This window comes from Halorubrum sp. T3 (assembly GCF_000296615.1).
In the GTDB taxonomy this organism is placed as follows: Archaea; Halobacteriota; Halobacteria; order Halobacteriales; family Haloferacaceae; genus Halorubrum; species Halorubrum ruber.
In genome coordinates this window covers 1-19885 of record NZ_ALWQ01000009.1, presented here as the reverse complement: position 1 = coordinate 19885, position 19885 = coordinate 1, and the positions used below count along the sequence as shown (strand labels likewise).

At 55.6% G+C, this 19885-nt stretch carries 10 protein-coding genes; 7 read left to right on the top strand and 3 right to left on the bottom strand.

The genetic code is table 11. The annotated features are described in order from the left end of the window. The first annotated feature begins 54 nt into the window (after nt 1-54). The 6 genes from B378_RS17455 (at nt 55) to B378_RS0101440 (ending at nt 12411) form a co-directional block, all read left to right on the top strand. Nucleotides 55-1905 carry an ADP-ribosylglycohydrolase family protein gene (locus B378_RS17455; protein WP_082224193.1) on the top strand — a complete coding sequence of 617 codons (1851 nt, stop codon included), beginning with the start codon at nt 55-57 and terminating at the stop codon, nt 1903-1905. 3 nt (nt 1906-1908) lie between these two features. After that, on the top strand, nt 1909-2382 hold the full coding sequence (locus B378_RS0101465; RefSeq protein ID WP_155118157.1) for a CRISPR-associated ring nuclease: 474 nt from the start codon (nt 1909-1911) through the stop codon (nt 2380-2382). After that, entirely contained in the window at nt 2382-3431 is a 1050-nt protein-coding gene (locus B378_RS16065) for a hypothetical protein (protein WP_192812421.1), read from the top strand. The genes B378_RS0101465 and B378_RS16065 overlap by 1 nt, the downstream gene beginning before the upstream one ends. A 1-nt stretch (nt 3432) precedes the next feature. Then, a complete protein-coding gene (locus B378_RS0101450; protein WP_017342049.1) occupies nt 3433-4821 on the top strand; it encodes a tetratricopeptide repeat protein in 1389 nt (462 codons plus the stop codon). A 634-nt stretch (nt 4822-5455) separates the two neighbouring features. Further along, nucleotides 5456-8662 carry a PD-(D/E)XK nuclease family protein gene (locus B378_RS0101445; protein ID WP_017342048.1) on the top strand — a complete coding sequence of 1069 codons (3207 nt, stop codon included), beginning with the start codon at nt 5456-5458 and terminating at the stop codon, nt 8660-8662. Continuing rightward, a complete protein-coding gene (locus B378_RS0101440; protein ID WP_017342047.1) occupies nt 8662-12411 on the top strand; it encodes an exodeoxyribonuclease V subunit beta in 3750 nt (1249 codons plus the stop codon). The genes B378_RS0101445 and B378_RS0101440 overlap by 1 nt, the downstream gene beginning before the upstream one ends. Before the next feature lie 141 nt (nt 12412-12552). On the opposite strand, the gene B378_RS16575 is transcribed toward B378_RS0101440, so the two are convergent. After that, nucleotides 12553-13782 (bottom strand): hypothetical protein, encoded by a 1230-nt coding sequence (locus B378_RS16575; RefSeq protein ID WP_155118155.1) that lies wholly within the window; start codon nt 13780-13782, stop codon nt 12553-12555. A gap of 150 nt (nt 13783-13932) precedes the next feature. Between B378_RS16575 and B378_RS17180 the strand changes: the two genes are divergently transcribed. After that, nucleotides 13933-15150 carry an HNH endonuclease gene (locus tag B378_RS17180; protein ID WP_082224192.1) on the top strand — a complete coding sequence of 406 codons (1218 nt, stop codon included), beginning with the start codon at nt 13933-13935 and terminating at the stop codon, nt 15148-15150. Between the two features lie 103 nt (nt 15151-15253). On the opposite strand, the gene B378_RS17210 is transcribed toward B378_RS17180, so the two are convergent. Continuing rightward, entirely contained in the window at nt 15254-15964 is a 711-nt protein-coding gene (locus B378_RS17210; RefSeq protein WP_237738307.1) for a hypothetical protein, read from the bottom strand. 312 nt (nt 15965-16276) lie between these two features. After that, nucleotides 16277-18406 (bottom strand): phospholipase D-like domain-containing protein, encoded by a 2130-nt coding sequence (locus tag B378_RS15655; protein WP_017342045.1) that lies wholly within the window; start codon nt 18404-18406, stop codon nt 16277-16279. Between the last annotated feature and the right edge of the window lie 1479 nt (nt 18407-19885).

Below are 19885 nucleotides of genomic sequence, written 5' to 3'. Positions count from 1 at the left end.
GTCGCAGGGGGCGCCCTGTGTAGAGTTATACGAGCAGGCAGATATCGTAGTCCCATGACAATTGAGCAAAGCGCCGAGGGATGTCTCCTCGGGTTGGCCTGTGGTGACGCACTCGGCCGACCAGTTGAGTTCAACAGCGCCGCGGAGATCGAATCCAAGCATGGCGAGGTGACGGAGATGCTTGGCCACGGCACGCATGCCCAGCCACCGGGCACGATCACTGACGACACTGAGATGGCGCTTTGTATCGCGGAGAGTCTCGCCGATCGACGTGGGTTTGACCCAGACGACGTGGCGAGTCGATTCGTCGAGTGGCTGGAGTCTCGCCCATTCGATATCGGAATGATGACGCGTGATTCCCTATCCCGGGTCAGAGAAGGAGCGTCTTGGGACGAGGCTGGCGCAGATGTCTGGGAATCACGGCCGGAAGGATCCAACGCCGGCAATGGGAGCGTAATGCGGTGTGCGCCGTACGCGATCGCCTTTCGGCACTTCGACGCAGAACTCACTCAGGTCAGTCAGCTTTCGTCGGCGATTACACATGCCGACCCGCGCTGCCGGTGGGGTTGTGTGATTCTGAACCGAACGCTCGCAAACCTCATTCGCAACGAACGCGACCCGCTCAGGACCGCGCTCAAGAATACCGCTTCAGCTCCAAACGAACTTCGAACGGCACTCACGCACGTACGAGACGTCATCACGGGCGACCGCGATGCGGCACCGTTTGAATCCCAACTTGCGACCTCTGGGTACGTCGTCGATTCACTCCAGGCTGGACTCTTCTACGGGTTAACCGCCGAGTCCGCCGAATCCGCGATCGTTCAAGCAGTGAACAGTGGTGGCGACACCGACACGGTCGGTGCGATCGCAGGCGCTGTGGCTGGCGCCCGATTTGGGACGTCCGGTATCCCGAACCGATGGACAACAGAAATAGAGGAATCTGACCGCCTCAAGCGACTAGCACAGCGGTTGTTGACGATCCGGATGCCGATTCCTGGGAAGCGATGTACGACGATGGATGACGGGACGATCGTCTTCAGGGAACGCACAATCGAGGGACCTGCGTACATTTCCGCTGGTGAATTCCAAGAGGCAACTATTGGACACCGTCCGCATCCGTCGCCACATCGCAGTATCGGAACTGCGTATCACGAGCTGACACCAGCGAGAGCGGCGATGCTTGACTGGGAACGGCGAGCGTATGCGGTCCACAGTGGTCGTACTTCCACCTATGCCGCCCCACAGATCGATCTTGATGAGAAGTTAGATCCTTCGCAGCCGGCACTTGTCCCTGTCCCACAGTATCCGTTCGTCGACGCCTTCGATGGCCTCCCCGAGCAAGACCAGCAACGAATCAAGCGTGACGGGCATGCGGCAGGGAATGCGTTCATTCGCGCGTATGCGGCGTTCGCAGGAATTCGGCACTCGATAACCGAAGGCGAGACTGAGACGGTTGGCATCGAACGAATAGACCCGATTGCGGGGGCGACGCGGGTCTTGGTTGGGGCGTTCGCCGACGCCGGTGAGGCGTTGTTGCGACGTAACGAGATCGGTGGCTACGACTCACCGGCGGACATCGAAGCAGCCTACGATGTCTCAGTTGCTGAAGAGATCATTGCTGCCTACCCGGATGCTGTCTCCGAAGTAGGCGATATGTTTTCGCAATTAGCGAGCGGAACGGGGGGTATTCTGGATTACATCACACAGCTTCGGCTCCCGCAGGAGCAACAGCCAGTGACGGACTCCAGTCCAGAGGATCAACTAGCGGACCTTCGTGACACCGCCCACACCATGGTCGGCGAACTCCACGTCATGTATGAGTCACTTCGACGCGTCGCAGTCCGGCACCCCGAAATCGAGTACGATCGATGGCAAGCCAGCAGCGCTCCGCCTGGAGGTCGGTGAGCCATGGTGGATGCGTGGCTCACAACAATGAGCACGAACTTGGAGGCGGTCATCAACCCGCTGATTGCGGCCTGCGAGGATGGATTTCGTCCCGACGAACTGTACGTGCTGGAGAATCCCGGAGTCGGCGACCAGTTTGTCGATATTACGTCGATGATGGAGCGTGTGGTTGTCGAATACGTTGGTGAGGAACCTGAACTCTCCGTGACGCACCTCGAAACAGAGACAGATTTCCAGGGGATCGTCGAGCACTTTCGTGAACCAATCGCTCAGATACAGGCCGATGGGGGTACGGCAGCGGTTGACGTTACCCCCGGTCGGAAGTTTATGTCGACGATCGCGTTCCAAGCAGGGATTCAGTTTGAGGCCGACCACGTCTTCTATCTCTACGTTTCGAACAACCGGTTCTACGGTCGATTGTACCCTGATGTCCCGAGACCAGTGGTTGAGCTCGTTGACTTCCAGGAGGTCTTCTAATGAAGCTTGCTCGCCACCATATTACGCATCTCCTCAACGCGCTATACACGGACGGGGTTACCTCGGTTAGTGTCCAGCACCCATGTGAGGAGATTGGAGAGCTCCTCGAGATCGAGCTTTCCGATCCTGTCGCAACCACGGTCCGATTCACACAAGGGGCGCTCACATACCAAGATTCCCGTGAGGAACTCCACACGACATATGGTGAACAGGCCTACGAAGACCTGCCTGACAAGGATACATACATCCGAGCGCTCGTTGCTGGGGGCCTTGTCGACATCGAAAATCACGAGGACGTGGCGACATTCTTCCGCCGGCAGGGGTATCCCGACCTTGACGCTGGCCATCAGCCTGTGGCCCTAGGCATTGATACGAATCTCCTTGCGTGGCGGATGCCGGATGTACTCCAACTGGATCCGGAGGGATACAGTGACGACAAAGGCCGAAGTCCAGTCAATGGCTTCGCCCTCGCGACGGGTATCTACGAGGAACTCAATTGGCATTACAACCACTACGAGACACGGGCTCTCGAGGATGCGTTCGGACCCGAATTCGAACGGTTAGACAACCAGCCAGCAGGAGCGAATCGTGAAGGATTCCTTGGGCTCTACGAATATCGACGGCTTCGCGATCAACGGTATGCGGACACGATCGAGAGTGAGACGGGCGACGAAGCGATTGTCGACGCCTATGCTGAGTACGATCAGGATAGTCGAAAGCAAGTTATCCTCCTTAGCAATGACTACGGCTTCGTCGATCTGGCTCGTGAGGCCGGAGTGCTTGCCCACCACGTGAGCTTCCCGGTTGACATCCCACGAAAGGTGACCGTAACTTGGGACGAACTGGCCCTGTTGAAATCCTCAGCGGCTGATACAAACGGCCTGCTGAATAGAGGGCGCGAATCAGTCACGGAACGAAGCCAGAATGAACGTTTGGTATGGGTAAGTAGTAATTCTGAGACACGGTCATTAATCCACGCACGAGCCACTGCCCCAAATCGATTCTATACACGAAACATTTGTAATCGTTTGGCGCGACTGATATGGTAACATGCCCCCATACACGCAGGGGCTCCTCAATCAAGCCGAAAAGGCCGAGGCAATAGCCGAGGAGGCCGCAGAGACGCTTCGGAGCGAGTTGGTCGTTAATCCCACCGAAGTCGAAGATGTAGCCGCGGTGGTTCGGACCGCTGTCAATGACGGCGATATGAGTGAGGTTTACGCCCGCTTTATCGACGCGCTGGAGCGAGCCCTACGGATTCGGATCGAAGTGTTTCTGCTTCAGCAATCCACCGACGATCTAGAGAACGCGATCGAGAACGTCGAACAGATTCTCGCAGATCATCGCCGGAAAGCGACGATTCCGTATACCGAACGCGAGGACGGACAAGAGAGTAGTGCGCGACTGCGACTCGAACCTGAGGAACATTCCCTGCGCGAGTGGGAACGGCAACGGCACAATTTGCTGGACGCGATACTTGGCGAGGAATCTGAGTCAACCGAGAGGTCATCGGTCTGGAACACCCTCGGGAAAGCGGGTGGAGTGATGGAGGGGGCTCCGGAAACCGTACAGACGATCCTTGACGAGTCGTTCGTCGCCCAGCTCGCTGGGCGAATCAATCCCAAAACTGCCCGCTTCGGAGTGGATCTCATCCGGGACTTTTTACTTGCGTTTCTCGCTACGCTGGCAGTCAACTCAGTCAAGGCGGATCACACCCCCGAGGAACGCGAGGCCCTCGCGTCGGCCCACGTTGAGACCGCTTCTGAGATGGACGGACAGACAGCCAAAGTCCACTACGAGCGGGCGCTAAAAATAGATCCCGAGAACGCGGTCGCCCATCACGACTACGCGGTGGTGCTGCACAAGCTCAAGCAGTTTCAGGAGGCTAAAGCCCACTACGAGCGAGCGCTAGAAATAGACCCAGATTTGGAGATCGCCCACCGCAACTACGCGCTGCTCCTGCAGTACAAGCTCAAGAAGTTCCAGGAGGCCAAAGCTCACTATGAGCAGGCACTGGAGATAGGCCCCGACTCCACTACGACCCAATTCTATTACGCGCGGTTGCTGCATTACGACCTCAAGCAATTTCAGGAGGCTAAAGCCCACTACGAGAAGACGCTCGAGTGGCCCTCCGCAGGGATCCTCTACAATTACGCGCAGCTGCTGCAATTTGAGTTCGAGCAGTTTCAGGAGGCTAAAGCCCACTATGAGCGGGCGCTGGAGAAGGATCCTGAGAATGCGGTCGCCCATCATGACTACGCGCTGCTCTTGCATTACGACCTCAAGCAGTTTCAGGAGGCTAAGGCCCACTACGAGCGAGCGCTAGAAATTGACCCCGGGGATGCGACAACCCATTATAACTACGCCCTCTGCCTACGAGAACTGAACTACCCGTTCAAAGCCAGGAAACACGAACGTAAGGCGAAGCGATTGTCCTAGGGGAATCTCGTCTGGATATTTCAGGCCGGATGGCTATTTGGAGTTCAAAGTATAACTCACTAACATAATAAATCATATTTACTTATTGAGGAAGTTCCGAAGAATATACGCTCTGTATTCAGCACGGCTCCAATAACATATCACTGGTTGAGGATTTCAACAGAGCCGACGAACTCCAAGATGTGCTCTATACGCTCTCGGTGCTGTTCGGCGTGTTGCGACACCCAAAGGTAACACTGTACGGAGTGTGGAACGGCAAATCTGGAGAGGATTGGCAACGAAAGCAGCTGGATGTCGACTGTCGAAGCGAGAACGTTCGTGAGAAACTGCGACGTGATCGCGCACTCACAACCGAATATGAGGTGACGAGATGAAATTTCCCGTAGATTGATGTATCCGTAGCTGCCTCTCCAAGTAGTGTCAATTCGTGTCAGAAACACGTTCTCTATTCTCGGGTCCCGATCCAGATCTGGTAACAGACAGAGCACTCACGTGGGCTGCCAATACCGCAGGTGAACACCCAGAAAGCATCCTCTGCCTCACTCAGTCCCGGGAGCGCGCAGATGCCCTCCAGCGGCGCTGGCGAGAAGAACACAACGAGATTCAGTTCTTTTGTACGACGTTCGACGATTACGTGAGTGAACTGTACGAGCGCGCGACGGGAAATATCGCGAATAGCACGCTCAGTCGTGTCCAACGGTTCAGGCTTGTCGAAGCAGCCATCGAACAGTACGGCGAAAACGTGAGTGATAGTCCGTTCGCAGGCACTGAATCCCCCGCGAACGATCTCATCGACCAGGTACAAGGGCTGTTTTCGCTCCTCGAATACGCTGGCTACGATACGCCGGACGCAATTGAGCACGCACTACAGGCTGCCGGTGCGGCTGGGAGCGCGTCAGTCGACGCCGCAGAACTCTATGGTTCGTTCCGAGAGACTGATCCGTCGATCACAGACAGTACCCTCACAGAGCAGGCAACCGCTTTCGCTGGGCTATACGCTGAGTACAAGCGTCTCCGAAGTGAACTCCACCCCGACTGGCAGAGCGTCGTTACAGAGCAGTATCTCACGCTCCTTGACAACGAACAGCTGCTCACGACGGTTCCGGACTCGGTTGATGCCGTCATTCTTGATGGACTCACGCGTTTGGCACCTGCCGAACGAGAGACCGTCGCCCGTCTGTCTCGGGCATATCCGACTGTCGCGACGCTCGCGCTCACACACGAATCATGGAACGGCTTGGGGGTCGACTCAGGTGTCGATCGGGCTCTCGATGTCTATCAGGCATTGGATTTCGAACTCGAATATCAGACGTCGAGCGGCACCAATGAAAGCCGGTTGGCGGCAGTGCGGAGTCTCTACGATCATACCGAGGAGCCCCCCTCGTATCGTGACAGGGAAACCGGAGTGACGTTCACAGAACCCCCAACAGAACGTGATGAGGTCCGAGCGACGGCCCGACGCATTCGGAGTCTGTTAGATGACGGCGTCGACCCTGCGGACATCGGTGTCGTTGTCACCGATCGGGCGACGTATCGGGGGATTCTGTCTGAGGTCTTTTTGACGTACGACATCCCCTTCACGTTCGTCAACCAGATTGGTATCGAGCAGACCTTGGTTGGCGGTGCGGTACAGGCACTGCTCGATCTGACCGACGAAGAGACACAGACGAGTAGTCTCCTAGACCTCGCCGCGAACCGGCTTGTCACACTTGACGCGTTCAGTATCGATCCTGACGCGCTGTCGACTGCCGCAGCGAAAGCGCCCGATCAGACGCTTGAACGCCTTCTCGAAATTTTAGAGCGGACCGATCATACGGCAACTGCCGAGGGGATTCGCGAACTGCTCACTACAATCACTCCCACAGACGATGGGCTTGCCGAATTCACATCGGGGCTCGAGGATGCTCTCGAGAAACTCGCTGTCGAGGACGCTGTTGACGCGTACGGCCCATCTGGTGAGGCGACAGGCTCACACCGTCCTGCGTACGAACAATCCGCGTGGAGCGCCGTTGAGCGTGTTCTCTCGTCGTTCGATGCCGTAGCTCCATATCTTACAGACCAAGAGCCTGCGCGACGTGTCCGTCGTGCGTTGCTCGCTGAACTCGTCAGTGGGCCTCGCCAACAGCAGGGGTACGTTCGGGTGTATCCGATTGCGGAAGCCGAGATGGCGTCGTTCGATCACCTCTTCACACTCGGATTGACGATGGGGTACTTCCCGAGTGAGTCCGACACGATGGCGTTCTTCGAGGCGGTCAACGACGCCGACGAAGAATTCGGTCGCGCACACTCCGGTCGACGGGCGCGATACATCCTTGGAACACTGCTCACTGGCTCTGATGAGGTTACCCTCTCGATTCCGCAACACACTGTCGAGGGAACTGAACACGTCCCAGCGCCCGTTATCTCAGAACTCGAACGCTACGTCGAACGAACCGACACTGAAGCTGGTGACGAGGCCCTCCCGCACGTGGTCAGTGAGGATATCCAACAGTCCTACAGGAGTTGGGCAGTTCGCGAGTCGTTCGAATCCCCGGAGCGGGCGACCCAACCGCTCAGCTCTGCCGACGGACTGCCAGCCGATTCCCGAGTCTTTGCGACACAGGGTGTCACCAGTTCGTGGCGTCGATCGCGTCCTGGCCTGACCGACCACGAGGCACAGATCGAGGATATCGTCGACACCGTGTTCCCCGAAGATCGGAGGGAGCCGTACAGCCCGAGCGCACTGGATGACTACGCCCGCTGTCCGTTCGTCTTCCTGATGAAGCGTGTACTCGGCTATGAAGAGGACTACGGGGACGAGGCTGGAATCACCCGCGCCGATCGCGGCACCTACGTCCACGAAGTACTGGCGGCATTTTTCCGCCGGTTACGCACTGGTGCTGACCAACCGGTCGACCTCACTACCTTCGATCGCGAGACGCTGGAGTCGACACTCCTCGATGTCGCACTCGACGAGCTCGCCGATATTGGCGAGGTGGAGACCCCATTCGAGCGCAGAACCATCGGGCGATTGCTGGCTGGACTGGGAGATCCAGCCCAGAATCCGTATCACGGATTTGGTGACGAAGCAATGGCAGGCCTCTTCGCTCGCTTCCTCGACACAGAGTTGGATCGCCAGGCCGGCATGGCGACGCAACCGATCTACTTCGAGGGAGCCATCGACATCGATTACGACGACGTCGAGACACTCTCTGAGAATCCGGTGACAATCGACACGCCAGACGGGCCGGTGGACGTCCGGGGAATCGCGGATCGCATCGATAGAACAGGACAGACGCCCCACCAATTCCATATCCGTGATTACAAGACCGGGAGCACACCCGGGCGATCAGACATCACCGGTGGAACAAAACTTCAGCTCCCGCTGTATGGGCTTGCCTTTGAGACGGCGCTTGAAGCGCGGACTGGCGACTCACATGAGGCCGTCGCTGGGTCGTACTATAAGCTCAAATCTCCCGACGATATTGACCCGATCGCTGGTGAACTGACATCGAAGGATGCTGTGAGTGATGACTCGTCCCCACTCGTACCGCCGCTGTCCCAGTCCTGGCGACTCCCGTTCGAGACTCGGGCGGAATTCTCTCGGTTCATTCGCGACGTTACACCGACTCGCGTCGGGCGTATCGGGACCGCGATCGAGAACGGGGCGTTCCAACCGACGCTCCTCTCTGAAAATCTCGCGAACTGCGAGAACTGTACATTCCGGCACAGCTGTGACGTGCGGCACCACCACCAGCGTGACACCATCGACGAACTCGATGACAGCGAGCATTACATCTCCGAACGAGCCCGAAACGAGGACCTGGATCTGGATGCTTACGCCGACGGGGGTGGTGTCTGATGGTTGACTTCGAGCAACTCGAAGCCGCACAACGGCGAGCCGCCCTCGCTTACGACCGGAATTACGCGGTCACCGCCGGTGCGGGGAGTGGGAAGACGACGACGTTCGCCGAGCGGTATCTACAGTTACTCGAACGAACGGACACCGACCCGCTCTCGATAGCTGCCATCACGTTCACCGAGAGCGGGGCGATGGAACTCCAAGAGCGTGTCCGAGAGTCTGTCAGCGACCGGCTCGCGAACGTCGATGGTGAGGCCTACGAGGAGTGGCGTGAGTACCACGACAAGCTCCCTGAGGCGTACATCCACACGATTCATGGATTCTGTGCGAGACTCCTGCGTGAGTACGCCCTGGAGGCCGACGTTCCGGTCGGTTTTGATGTGATCGAGGAGACGACTGCCACCGGTCAACAGCAAGATACAGTCGAGCGATTTATCGACCAACATCTCGAGGACGATCGACTGGAACTCCTCACGGAGATATACTATCGCGACCGGCTTGAGGAGTTGCTGACTGACCTTCTTCGTGAGCACCATCAGGCTCGCAACTGGGCCGACACCTGGGCAGACGCGGCGCCAGAAGACTACGTGGAGTACGTCGGTGACCGGTACTGTGCGATTGATATCGACGCTGCGCGGAAACACTTAGCACGTGACGAGGTCCGGGCTGCGCTCGAAGATATCTGCCACGTTGCGTCGAGTGAGTCGGCGGGTAGGGAACGTATCGGAATCGCTCAGAACGTCGCAGATGCGGTAGGAGCGCACAGTCTCGATATCGAAGCGATGGACGACATCGCGGTTCACGATGCGATGGCAGCCATCTGTGAGGCGCTGACGAGCGACGGTACAGCGTATCGCGGTGGCTTTGATGCGTGGTCGTATTCCGGACATGACGATTGGAATGATGAGAACGCGCGCCGATACGAGGCGGGCACGACCACGCTGGTGGACCAGTTACCCGTTGAGTCGTGGGCAACGTCTGATAGGCTCGGCGTGGATCGCAACGCTGCTCAGTACTACGTCGCGCTCGCATCGCTCTATCAGGACCTCCACGAGACGTACCAGCAGCGCAAGCGTGGTGAGTCATCGTTGGACTTTGCCGACCTCATCGATGCGGCGATCGACCTTCTCGAGTCGAATGAGACCATTCGAGACTCCCTTCGTGACTCGTTTGAGTATGTGATGCTCGATGAGGTCCAAGACACGGACCCACGGCAGTGGGAACTCGTACAGTTGCTCACGTCCTTGGACGACGATTATAGCAAGTGTAACGTCTTCGTCGTGGGTGACGAGAAACAGAGCATTTTCCGATTCAGGGGAGCCGATGTGGCGCAGTTTAGTCGCGAACGTCGGCGGCTCGAGACAGCGAACGGAACAAAGGATCTCCGTTCACTAGAAGAGGTTCACCCAGTTGACGGCGATGGGGGACTCGACCGGAACTTCCGCTCACTGCCGGCTGTTCTCGAACCAATTAACGACCTATTCGACGAGCTCTTCGGTGTCATTCCGCCTGCCTACCAGGACGCCCCCACTGGAATCCAGTCTGACGACACGAGTTTCGAGCCGACGGCGCAGCGTCTCACGCCCGACCGAACTGATAGCGAGGAGCTCAGCACCGGCGCCAGCTTCGTCGTGGTGCCGGAGGAAGCAGAAACTCGCGAGACCGTCCTCCCGGCCGGGCATGCGCTTCAGGATCTCCCGGCGGACGATACAGAACTCGATACGCGGGCCCTCGCAGCTGAAGTCGCAGCGGTACTCGAAGACGACACGCAACGGTACGAGACAGTCGGCTTCGAAGATGGGGAGCCAGTAGAGGAGCCAACCTCACTCGAGCCATCGGACGTGGCGATACTGCTCCGCAAACGGACGCATCTGAAAGAGTACGAGCGAGCGCTTGCGGCGTTGAATATCCCCTATACTGTCGCCTCAGGGATTGGCTTCTACGAAAGTACCGAAATCGTCGCACTCCGAAATCTGTTCCGAGTGCTTGCGGATCCGAGCGACGACTTGGCGCTGTATAGCCTTCTGCGGTCACCAGTGTTTGGATTCGAAGACTCGTGCATCGTCTCACTCTGGGCGGATATCGACCGGGACCAGATTGGGGAGGGTGAACTCTGGGAGGCTCTCGCAGCGACCGACGATGACCGGCTAACAGCTGCTCAGGAGAACCTCAAGCGGTGGCGAGCCCTCGCCGGTGTCGGGGATGGAGAGACTATCGTTGAGACCTGGGACGCGCTCCTCAGTCGAATCATTGCGGATGCGGGCTTCATCGCGAGTCTCGCGACAGACGAACGCGGTCAGCAGGCAGTCGCGAACGTCGAGAAGTTCCGAGCACGATTACGGGGCTGGAGTGAGGATGGACTCCAGACACTGTCGGCTGTAGTCGATCGGATTGAGCGGGAAGTTGAACTGTCGACCCGGGAGGGAGAAGCCGAAGTGGCCGAAGACGCCGACGGCGTTCGGATCATGACGATCCACGACGCGAAAGGTCGGGAGTTCCCCGCGGTGTTCGTTCCGGGGCTATCGAAGGACTTCAACCTCAAAGTCGGCTACGGGGAAGGGATTGCTGAATTCGAGACCATCGAACAGGCTGATGGCAATGACCGAACACCGCTCCTTGGCATCCGTGGCCCCGGTATCGAGGACGGCTTCGCACAAGAGGATACGATCCTGAAGCAGCGGTTGAAATTCGCGCGCAAGCGTGAAGCGATCGCTGAGGAAAAGCGTATCCTCTACGTCGCGATGACACGCGCTCGTGACCACCTGTATCTCGTCGGGACGGCGTCCGCTGACGACGGGTCAATGGCGAACCTTGAGGCGGGTGACGCAGAGGACCCATCGAGTTGGTACGATTTCCTCGGGTCGCTTCTCGTCGACGATGCGGCGACAGACGCACTCGACGCCGATGGAGAAGTTGCTTGGCAGGGGGAGTCTGAGGTTCCACTCACGATTCGGCTTCCCCGAACAGGACATCAACTTACCAGTAAAGAGGATCGCGAAGCGCCCTCACTATCAATCGATATTCCAGAACTTGAGTCGGAGCCGGAGTACAGCATTCCCGCATCGTATCTGGGATCGCTCATTCAGGACGGCGCACCGGGCGACGTCGTCGTCGACCACTCAGGGAGACATGTCTCCTACGTTCCGCCAGATGAGCAGGATGGAGAGGATTCAGAGGAGGAATCTTCTCCGGAGTATCTGCCACGGACCGTGTTCGGGAGCGCGCTTCACAAAGCCGTAGAGCTGGAGATTGAGCCGGATGACGCTGAGAGACTTCGGCAGCTGCTCGAGCAATTTGCCGTCCAAGCTGACGTTTCACTCACCCGGATTGACGAGAGCGATATATCCGAACTACAGCGGCACCTACGTGTAGCTCGCGAGTATCTGGATGGTCTCAACGCACCCACTGCGACTGACGAACGGCGGGTCCATGCGACGCTTGAAAACGGTGAGACGTACGGGGATATCGACCATCTCATCGTCACCGATGAGGCGTACCACATTGTCGACTACAAGACGAACAAGATTACCGACGAGGCGTTACTCGACGAGAAAGCTCAGCACTACGAGTGGCAGATGCTTGCGTACGCAGTTGCGCTGTACCAGAATGATTCGACGCGAGATGTGAAGGCGACATTGCTGTTCACAGAGGCTGAGGAGGCCCGAACGTTTTCGTGGACTCCAGAGGAGCTTTACAGGCAGCAGTCAGTTCTGAATAACAATATTTGTGAGCTATTAGATTTTGCTTAGTCAACGGTTTTTAAGCAGTCGCCCAAACTGATCCGAATCTCTTGGGTCCTCATCAAACATCTGTCTTCGCGATGTTTTCCTACACAGCAGAGACTCATGGATTATGCCGAATGAAAATCCGGAGATCCGCGGGCTCGGTGCTTATCTAAATAGCTCTTCGAACGATACCTCGGAACTGAATAAGGCTCTTCGTTGATGATCCGTTAGGCCACTATCTTCCTTCTGACTATTATAAGACAACGAGTAGAATTCGTCTCCGTCAAACATCGGCCGAGAACCCCTAAGAGCCGAATTTCCTTCTGACCACGTTTGGAAGGTCAACAGGGGTTTGATTTCATCATTACTGCTATCCTCGTCGCTATCATCATCTATTCGGAGTACTTTCCGCACACTACCTTGTTCCCCGATGCTGGCAATGATTGTATGAGGCCCTTCATCCTCGTAAGCGTCTTTGACTGGCTTCCAGAATGTGTCTCTATCAGATGTCTCTCTGAACGCATTCAAGAAATCGTATCCCATCCTCTCACCGCTCTCTTTGAGATCCTGGATGAGAGCCTGCCACTCTGACTCTGTAAATTGTACTCGAGGACCCCTGTTTTTGTCAGGGTCACTTGGAAGCGTTCGAAATTGTAGTACTACCTCCGGCTCCTTCGCGTCAATCTCACTACTTTCACGTAATGGTCTCTCATTCCGAACTAGTTTTACCTGATTCGTTCCACCAGTCCATCGTGAACTTGAGAGTTCAAACTCAAGGACCCAGTACTCGAGGTAGGTTCTGAACTCCTCGACAAGATATTCTGAGGTTGGGGTAATTTCATTCGAAGACTCACCGAGCCACTGGTAAATATCCCGCCACGAGATAGTGGCATACCGGGAACCATTTACCCCGAGTGCGGCAGCGTACGACTGAAGTTGCTCTGAGTTCAGATCATTAAAATTGAATTTCGACTCAATGACGACTGTTACGCCTGCTGTATCGTGTGTGATGACCGCGTCGAGCCGGCGTCGGGACTCGTTAACTGGTGGCGTCCCATCATCGATAGACTCCACCCCCAGAGGATCGTCGCCAGATTTTGAGAGGCCAATGAGATATGTCCTCTCCTTATTTCCAACCGCATTGAGTGGCTCTTGGGTGTTAATCTCCCATCCATTGGATTCTGGATCAGTAATGCTAGTCTTTCCTACCGAGTGCTCAATCCCTTTGAGGACCTGCTCAAGAACGATTTCATCTCTGGTGGCTGTCTCCTCGAGTACATTGAGAAGGCTCTTCGTTGCGTTGTCTTCAAGTTGTTTCCCAGGGTGATACTGCTCATCGTCACGATGAGACGGTCCCCGGTAAAAAGTGAATAAATTGTCAAGTGGCTTCCTCATCACAAAATGTCACTATTTCAGGCATAATCATACTGTTGAATATCAACCGAAACATTGTGAATGACAGAAGGCGAGTGTAGTACTCGCGGCTGGTGGAGTAGCTCTATCCAGCCTCGTGATTTTTCCCATCAGCCCCATTCCACGTAGTTGATGCGTGACGACATCCGTGAACTCCAAGATACACTCACTGCTACGCAATTTGCGTGCGTTCCGCCGGGTGTCCAATCCACAAGCGATGAAATCTACTCGGCAGTACAACGTGCCTATCCCGAACTCTGTGACGAAGACCTCCGATGTGACGATGTCTGTGCTGATGGCGCCGATCAACCGGAATGGAAACACGCGGTACGCCGAGTCCAACAACAACTCGGGCGGCAAGATAACACCCGAATCAGCCCTCACGACAAATACGGAATGTGGCGGGTTGAACTTCCAAACCTGTTTCTCGTCCCTGTGAACGACGAGTGGATAGACCGCTTCACTAGGACAGTCGGTACTCCGGTTGAGCCCTCAGATTCAGCCACAATTCCAGAATCGATTGCGCCACTACTACCGGCACGTATCTGGGGCTCGACAGCTGGTCCACAAACAGAGCGGTACTTCACCGAAATGCGGCCACGAGATTGTCTGCTCTTCTATCGTGACGGCGACTTCTTTGCTGGCGGTGTGGTTGGGCAGACCCTTGATGATCCAGAGGTTGGATCGTGGCTTTGGGGTAATCCAGAGAGTCGCTTCATTTTCACCATCGCAGAGTATTACGACTGGGCTCCAGCAATCACGCGCATTTGGGACGCTCTCGATTACAACGGGACTCCACGCGTTCAGGGCTTCCTCCGAGTCAGTCCAGACCGTCTTACCAGGCTTTACAGTGACGAGAGACTGCTCGAAGCCAAGTTGTTTGGCAGCACGTCAGGATCGTCGACACAAGCGGACACAGACGAGAATCATACAGCTCTGGATGGTCGCAATGTCGAAGACCCGGAACGAACGACGACGGTCCAAGACCAAATCCTTCGAGATCAGGCCCTCGTCACTGAGCTGAAATCGCTGTACGACCACACGTGCCAAATTTGTGGGCACCGGCTACAGAGTGGTCCCGACTCAGGTTATTCCGAGGTTCACCACATCAGGCCGTTAGGTGACCCGCACAACGGTCCAGATATCCCCGAGAATATGCTGGTGTGTTGTCCCAACCACCATGCTGATTTCGATAATGGGATGATCACTGTCAATCCGGATACGCACACCGTGACTCACGCCTACGACGATTCTATCTTAGGGACTCAGTTACAGATTCAAAACGGTCATCGGATCCGACCTAGCTTCCTCAAATATCATAACGAAGTCATTGTGGATTGGACTGACTGAACGTCGGTTATTTTCTATCTCACAGGCTCTGTTGAAATCCTCAGCCTGTGACACGTTTCAGTGAATATGCTGAATATAGCACGCAAATCGGGTACCGACTACTCTACGCCTCGATGTCCTGTGTGTCTGGATGCTGGACATACTTCTCCAACTCAGAAGAGAGTGAGGAGGACGGTTCAGTGGAGAGGGCGTCCCGCGTGCGCTGCCACTCTTCATGGCGGCACAAGACGTACACAGGAATCTCCTCTATTTCGAGAATTGACGCAATTGCGAATCGATGGTACCCCTCTACCCAGTATATCTCACCGGTTCGAGAGATAGCAACAAGCGGATCTAAATGATTCGCATACGCATCTTCGAATTCGTTATCCTCGGTCGCCATTTCGTGGTAAGCGGCTGCATTCGAGCGGTACCCGTCACCACGTATCGATTCGAAGAGATTATCGAGATACGCACACCGAACCTTCACGTACTCTGATGGGTCTTCATACCCTCGCACTGTCTCACGCTGCTCAAATTGCTCCGCTACGCACTGAAAGAGGGTTGTATCTTCCCATGCGTAGCTTTCCTGAAATCTCTCGCTGAGCCCGCGATAAATAACGGTGTCTCGGAGACGCGAGCAGTTGCTTGTGTCGTCCCACTCTCCACCTTCCACTCGACCGAGTCCCCAGTTAAGTTGAAGATTCGGGTGGTACCATTCCACTGCTGCTGGACTCACCGAGAGAAGCCTCCACGGGGAGGCTGGAGCCTCGTAAGAACGCTGATTTGCGTGGTGGTGCCACGCAGTATAGTAGCGAAACTGTTCAAGATCCATGTCCATACCTTGTATTCAGACGGTGGATATGTGCTTTGCCAGATACTCCCGACTGCGATACACCCCACGCAGTACTGAGCGATTCGTGAGTCCTCTGTATTGACCGCAGCCGCAACAGAATGTATCACCTATTGAGGATTTCAACAGAGCCATCTCACAAGCTTTGGGTTGATACTACAGATGTACACCACTGAGACCTTCTATCGCCGACTTCCCGGCTTACATAGCTGTAATCCAACACCTGAATGAGCTCAACACTAATCTATTGGGTCGCTAGTGTCCTAACAGCTGCCAACCGGATGAGAAGAGAGTTTATCCCAGTAAACGGCTGAAAAATCCTGGTGATGATTCTGTATCCTCGTTACCAGACAGTTCAGCGAGCTCTATCCACTCTTCGAAGCCGTCTGGGTTCTTGATGATGATGCTCCGCCCGCTCTTTTCCGGCCGCATCTTCGTCGGGAGGGTCTTCCGATAACTGTAGAGCTCGTGTGGCTCAAGATCGAATTCAGCAATAAGTCGGTTTTCACGCCGATCGAACGTTACGTCACCGCGTTCGTAGGCTTGTTTCCACTTGCGCTTGCCAATGTTGTACTTCCGGTTGGCTGGCTCTTTTGGGAAGAATTTCGGGACATTGCGGTCAGCATGGTCGTAGAACTCGAGAAACACTTGCCGAACGTCATCGACAGTTCCACCGGCATCGAGATACCGCTCGTCAGTAAGGATACGCCGTGACACATACGAGAAGATCGGGTTACGGGCGTCGAGGATCGTATTGAGATCCTCTTGGGCCTTGTAGAACCCCTCGTCCTCTGGATTCGATGGGAACGCAACGTCGAAGTGAAGCATCTTTGCTCGATTCCGGAACCAATCGTTTGGCCGGGAGTCGTTACTAGTGAAGATGAGCGTCGGATACGCGATCTCGTTCGATGGGTGCCACGAGTCCTGCCAGAAGTTCCGGAGCGTATCGACCCGCTCGATCTTTTGTTTGGAGATGTCTGAGACGACATACGGGAACACCGTATCGATGTTCCGGAGTGATCGAATCTGATTCTTTCCGACATCGTCCGCGTCAGCCCCACCCCGGACGAGGTCATCGGAAATCAGCCGTAACACGAACTCTGTGAACTTGTCTTTCCCCGCGTCTGACTCACCGAATATATAGAGATACTGAAGCGCATTATCGAGGGTCACACTCCCGTAGAACTGCTTTGCGTACAGATTCACGAATGGCGCCCAGAGCCCGTAGAGCACGCCCTCATACAGGTGCGCTTTTACTGCCCGTGGGTTGTTCGTTTCTCCCCAGCGGTCGATCGTCTTGATGTAGTTCTCGATGTTTTCGAGGGCGGCGTCAAGCAGGTCAGGGTCGGGTTCGTGGTCGGCGGTCAGGATGCGGTGGTGTTCGCCGTGTTGGAGGTGGACGCGGGCGTTCGATTCGTCGATCCACATCTTCGGCACGTCATAGCGCGTTTGGAGATAATTGGTGTACCCCTCAACGGGTGTTGTGATAGCGTCGGCGCCGACATCCGCGCCGCGACGCTTGAGGTCGGTTTCCATCTGGTCCAGGTAGCCGTCGTTTTCGTACCCTTGCGTCGAGAGGGTGATAGAGTATTCAGGCGTTTTTGCTGCGGTAATTCCCTCTACAGGTGCTTCATCTGGTTCATCTCCATTGGTAGTGCTGTCATCCTCTGGTTCGATCTGTTCGGGATCGATGCTAACGACCTCATCTGCTTCTTCGGGGTCATCAGTGATACTCACGACCTGGTCTACCTCGTCGCCTAACGCTTCGAGTTCTTCGCCGACATTGGAGTGGATCTCCCCCTGCTCTGAGAGCTGCGTGTTGCGGTTGTCTATCCACAACTCGATACGGCGTTCGACCTCTTCTTCATCCTCAAGTTCTTCCAGCTCTGCCGCGAGGTCCTCCATGAAGATGGTGTCAGCATACTCCTCGCGGTGGTCATCGATCCACTGTTTGAATTGTTGATCGAGTTGGCTCCCGACCTCCGTGTTGAACACGACGATGCTGTTGGTTTGGTTTTTCCAGCTGTTGTAGGATAGGTTCGCGCTCCCAGCGATGAGCGTCACTGTGTCATCGGCTTCCACTATCCGATACAGCTTGGAGTGGACGACTTTCCGGTTTTTGAGTCTGACAGTTAGTCTATCTTCCGCGTAGTAGCACTCAAGTCGGCGGGCTACCGTGGCATCGTCAACTGCGGACTGGTACTCATCTTTATCTCCGATCAGGACGTCCATTGTCTCCAGTGTGGAGTCCTCTTGATCAAATAATTCGAGGAGGAGCTCAGGCGATTCACAGTAGGTGACTGCGTCAATGTGGACGGCGTCGTCGAAGAAGTTGGTAAATGACTTCCAGCTCTTGACGGTTTGCCACTCCATCTGTGCGGAGTTGCCGAACCCGCCGAGATTGATCGTCGTGTCCCAATCCATTTGTTGGTGGAATGGGAGGACTTGTAATAAGAATTGGCGAGGTGTTTGGTCAGCAGTTGGGATGACTGTTCTTGACGCCAGATACCGTCACCGGATAGAGGCGACGTCAACTTCTTCAATTTTAGACAGTCATTGTGGCGCCTAGGGCCCGATCAATTCATCCAGGTTGAGAAATGTACACACCAGTGTGTGTTTCCTCTCGAAGAATTTGCGCTGTGAGTTCTTCCGCCCGGTAGGCATCTGACTCCCGTTTGAACCACTGAATTGAGAGCAACCGAGTAGGCGGGAACATCTGAGTGAAGTTTGCACCGTCTCCCCTCCCAATAGAGTGCTTCCACAGGCGGTTAGGAACACACGTTGAGACGCCAACATAGACTAACCGTCTGTTTTTTTGCGCCTCACCGACCCAGGACACGTCATTTTGAAGCCGGAGTTCCTCCCGAACTACTCGCTGAGAGACGGTTTTCCACTGACACTCAAGGACGTATACGGCGTTAGTCCTCTCCATGGACCCGTCTGAGAACTCGTTAACTAACTCAGCAACCTTCTTTCGGGTTATATCGTGGCAGAGACAGCTGTCGGAACAATCGCTATCAGTCCGTTCTTGGAGAGCGGTATTGACTCGGCTAGGAACCACATCGCGGACACGCTGATCAAGTTCCTGATCGGTCAGGAATCGGGGTCTAGACTTGCCGTGTCCGAACATAGTTCAAATCGAATCTTATACTACAAAAGTGTTAGTCAGTGTGGGATAAAGAATATACGACTGTTTGAGCAGATTAGTAAAGCATTGGCCGAAAGTTTGTAACTTGGAAATTTGCGGTCAACCACGGTAAAACCAAACACCACGTCGGTGTCTCTCCCTCACTCGATCCAGTCAGCAGCACACCCTAGCCGAGAGAAGGCCTTCGCAACGTGCTTCTCGAACTCCCCGTGGGCGTTCCCATCTGTGTTAACCGCCTGGGGTTAGTCAGCGAGGTCGGGAGTTGGTCCGTCGTCTTCGTCGTCGACGGGGTGAACACGTTCGCCGGCATCGGTCAGATCGGCAATAGCGGTCTCGACGATCCTTCCCCAGAGAGTTGGTCGAGGCGCTTGTCGGCGACTCGGGTAAATCCCTGGGGGCGGTAGGTCTCGTCATAGTCAACGAGTTCGTTGAATTGCTTAATGTCGACGTCGACTTCCTCAACATCGGTGAGGAAAGTCATGTACTCCCAGGGGCTTTCCTCGTTTCAGCGACCGTGTTCCACGTTCTCTCTCCAGAGAGACTCCGCAAGGTCGGGTCGTGTCGGAGTTGGAGGACTTGTGCCCTCGCGACGAAGGCGCCATCGTGGTAGAGGAGCGCGATGTCGTTGCGCTCGACGTTCCGCCACGTCCCGTCTACTGAGTCCCCCAGACGTGGACGAGATCGTCGTCAGATGTTGTCCGAAACAGTTCGAGGTCCTCCTCATTGAGATAGGACTCAATATCCTCAATTGGGTG

Coding starts and splice junctions, on each gene's coding strand:
- B378_RS17455 (WP_082224193.1), top strand. CDS start 55: ATGACAATTGAGCAAAGCGCCGAGGGATGTCTCCTCGGGTTGGCCTGT.
- B378_RS0101465 (WP_155118157.1), top strand. CDS start 1,909: ATGGTGGATGCGTGGCTCACAACAATGAGCACGAACTTGGAGGCGGTC.
- B378_RS16065 (WP_192812421.1), top strand. CDS start 2,382: ATGAAGCTTGCTCGCCACCATATTACGCATCTCCTCAACGCGCTATAC.
- B378_RS0101450 (WP_017342049.1), top strand. CDS start 3,433: ATGCCCCCATACACGCAGGGGCTCCTCAATCAAGCCGAAAAGGCCGAG.
- B378_RS0101440 (WP_017342047.1), top strand. CDS start 8,662: ATGGTTGACTTCGAGCAACTCGAAGCCGCACAACGGCGAGCCGCCCTC.
- B378_RS16575 (WP_155118155.1), bottom strand. CDS start 13,782: ATGAGGAAGCCACTTGACAATTTATTCACTTTTTACCGGGGACCGTCT.
- B378_RS17180 (WP_082224192.1), top strand. CDS start 13,933: ATGCGTGACGACATCCGTGAACTCCAAGATACACTCACTGCTACGCAA.
- B378_RS17210 (WP_237738307.1), bottom strand. CDS start 15,964: ATGGATCTTGAACAGTTTCGCTACTATACTGCGTGGCACCACCACGCA.
- B378_RS15655 (WP_017342045.1), bottom strand. CDS start 18,406: ATGGATTGGGACACGACGATCAATCTCGGCGGGTTCGGCAACTCCGCA.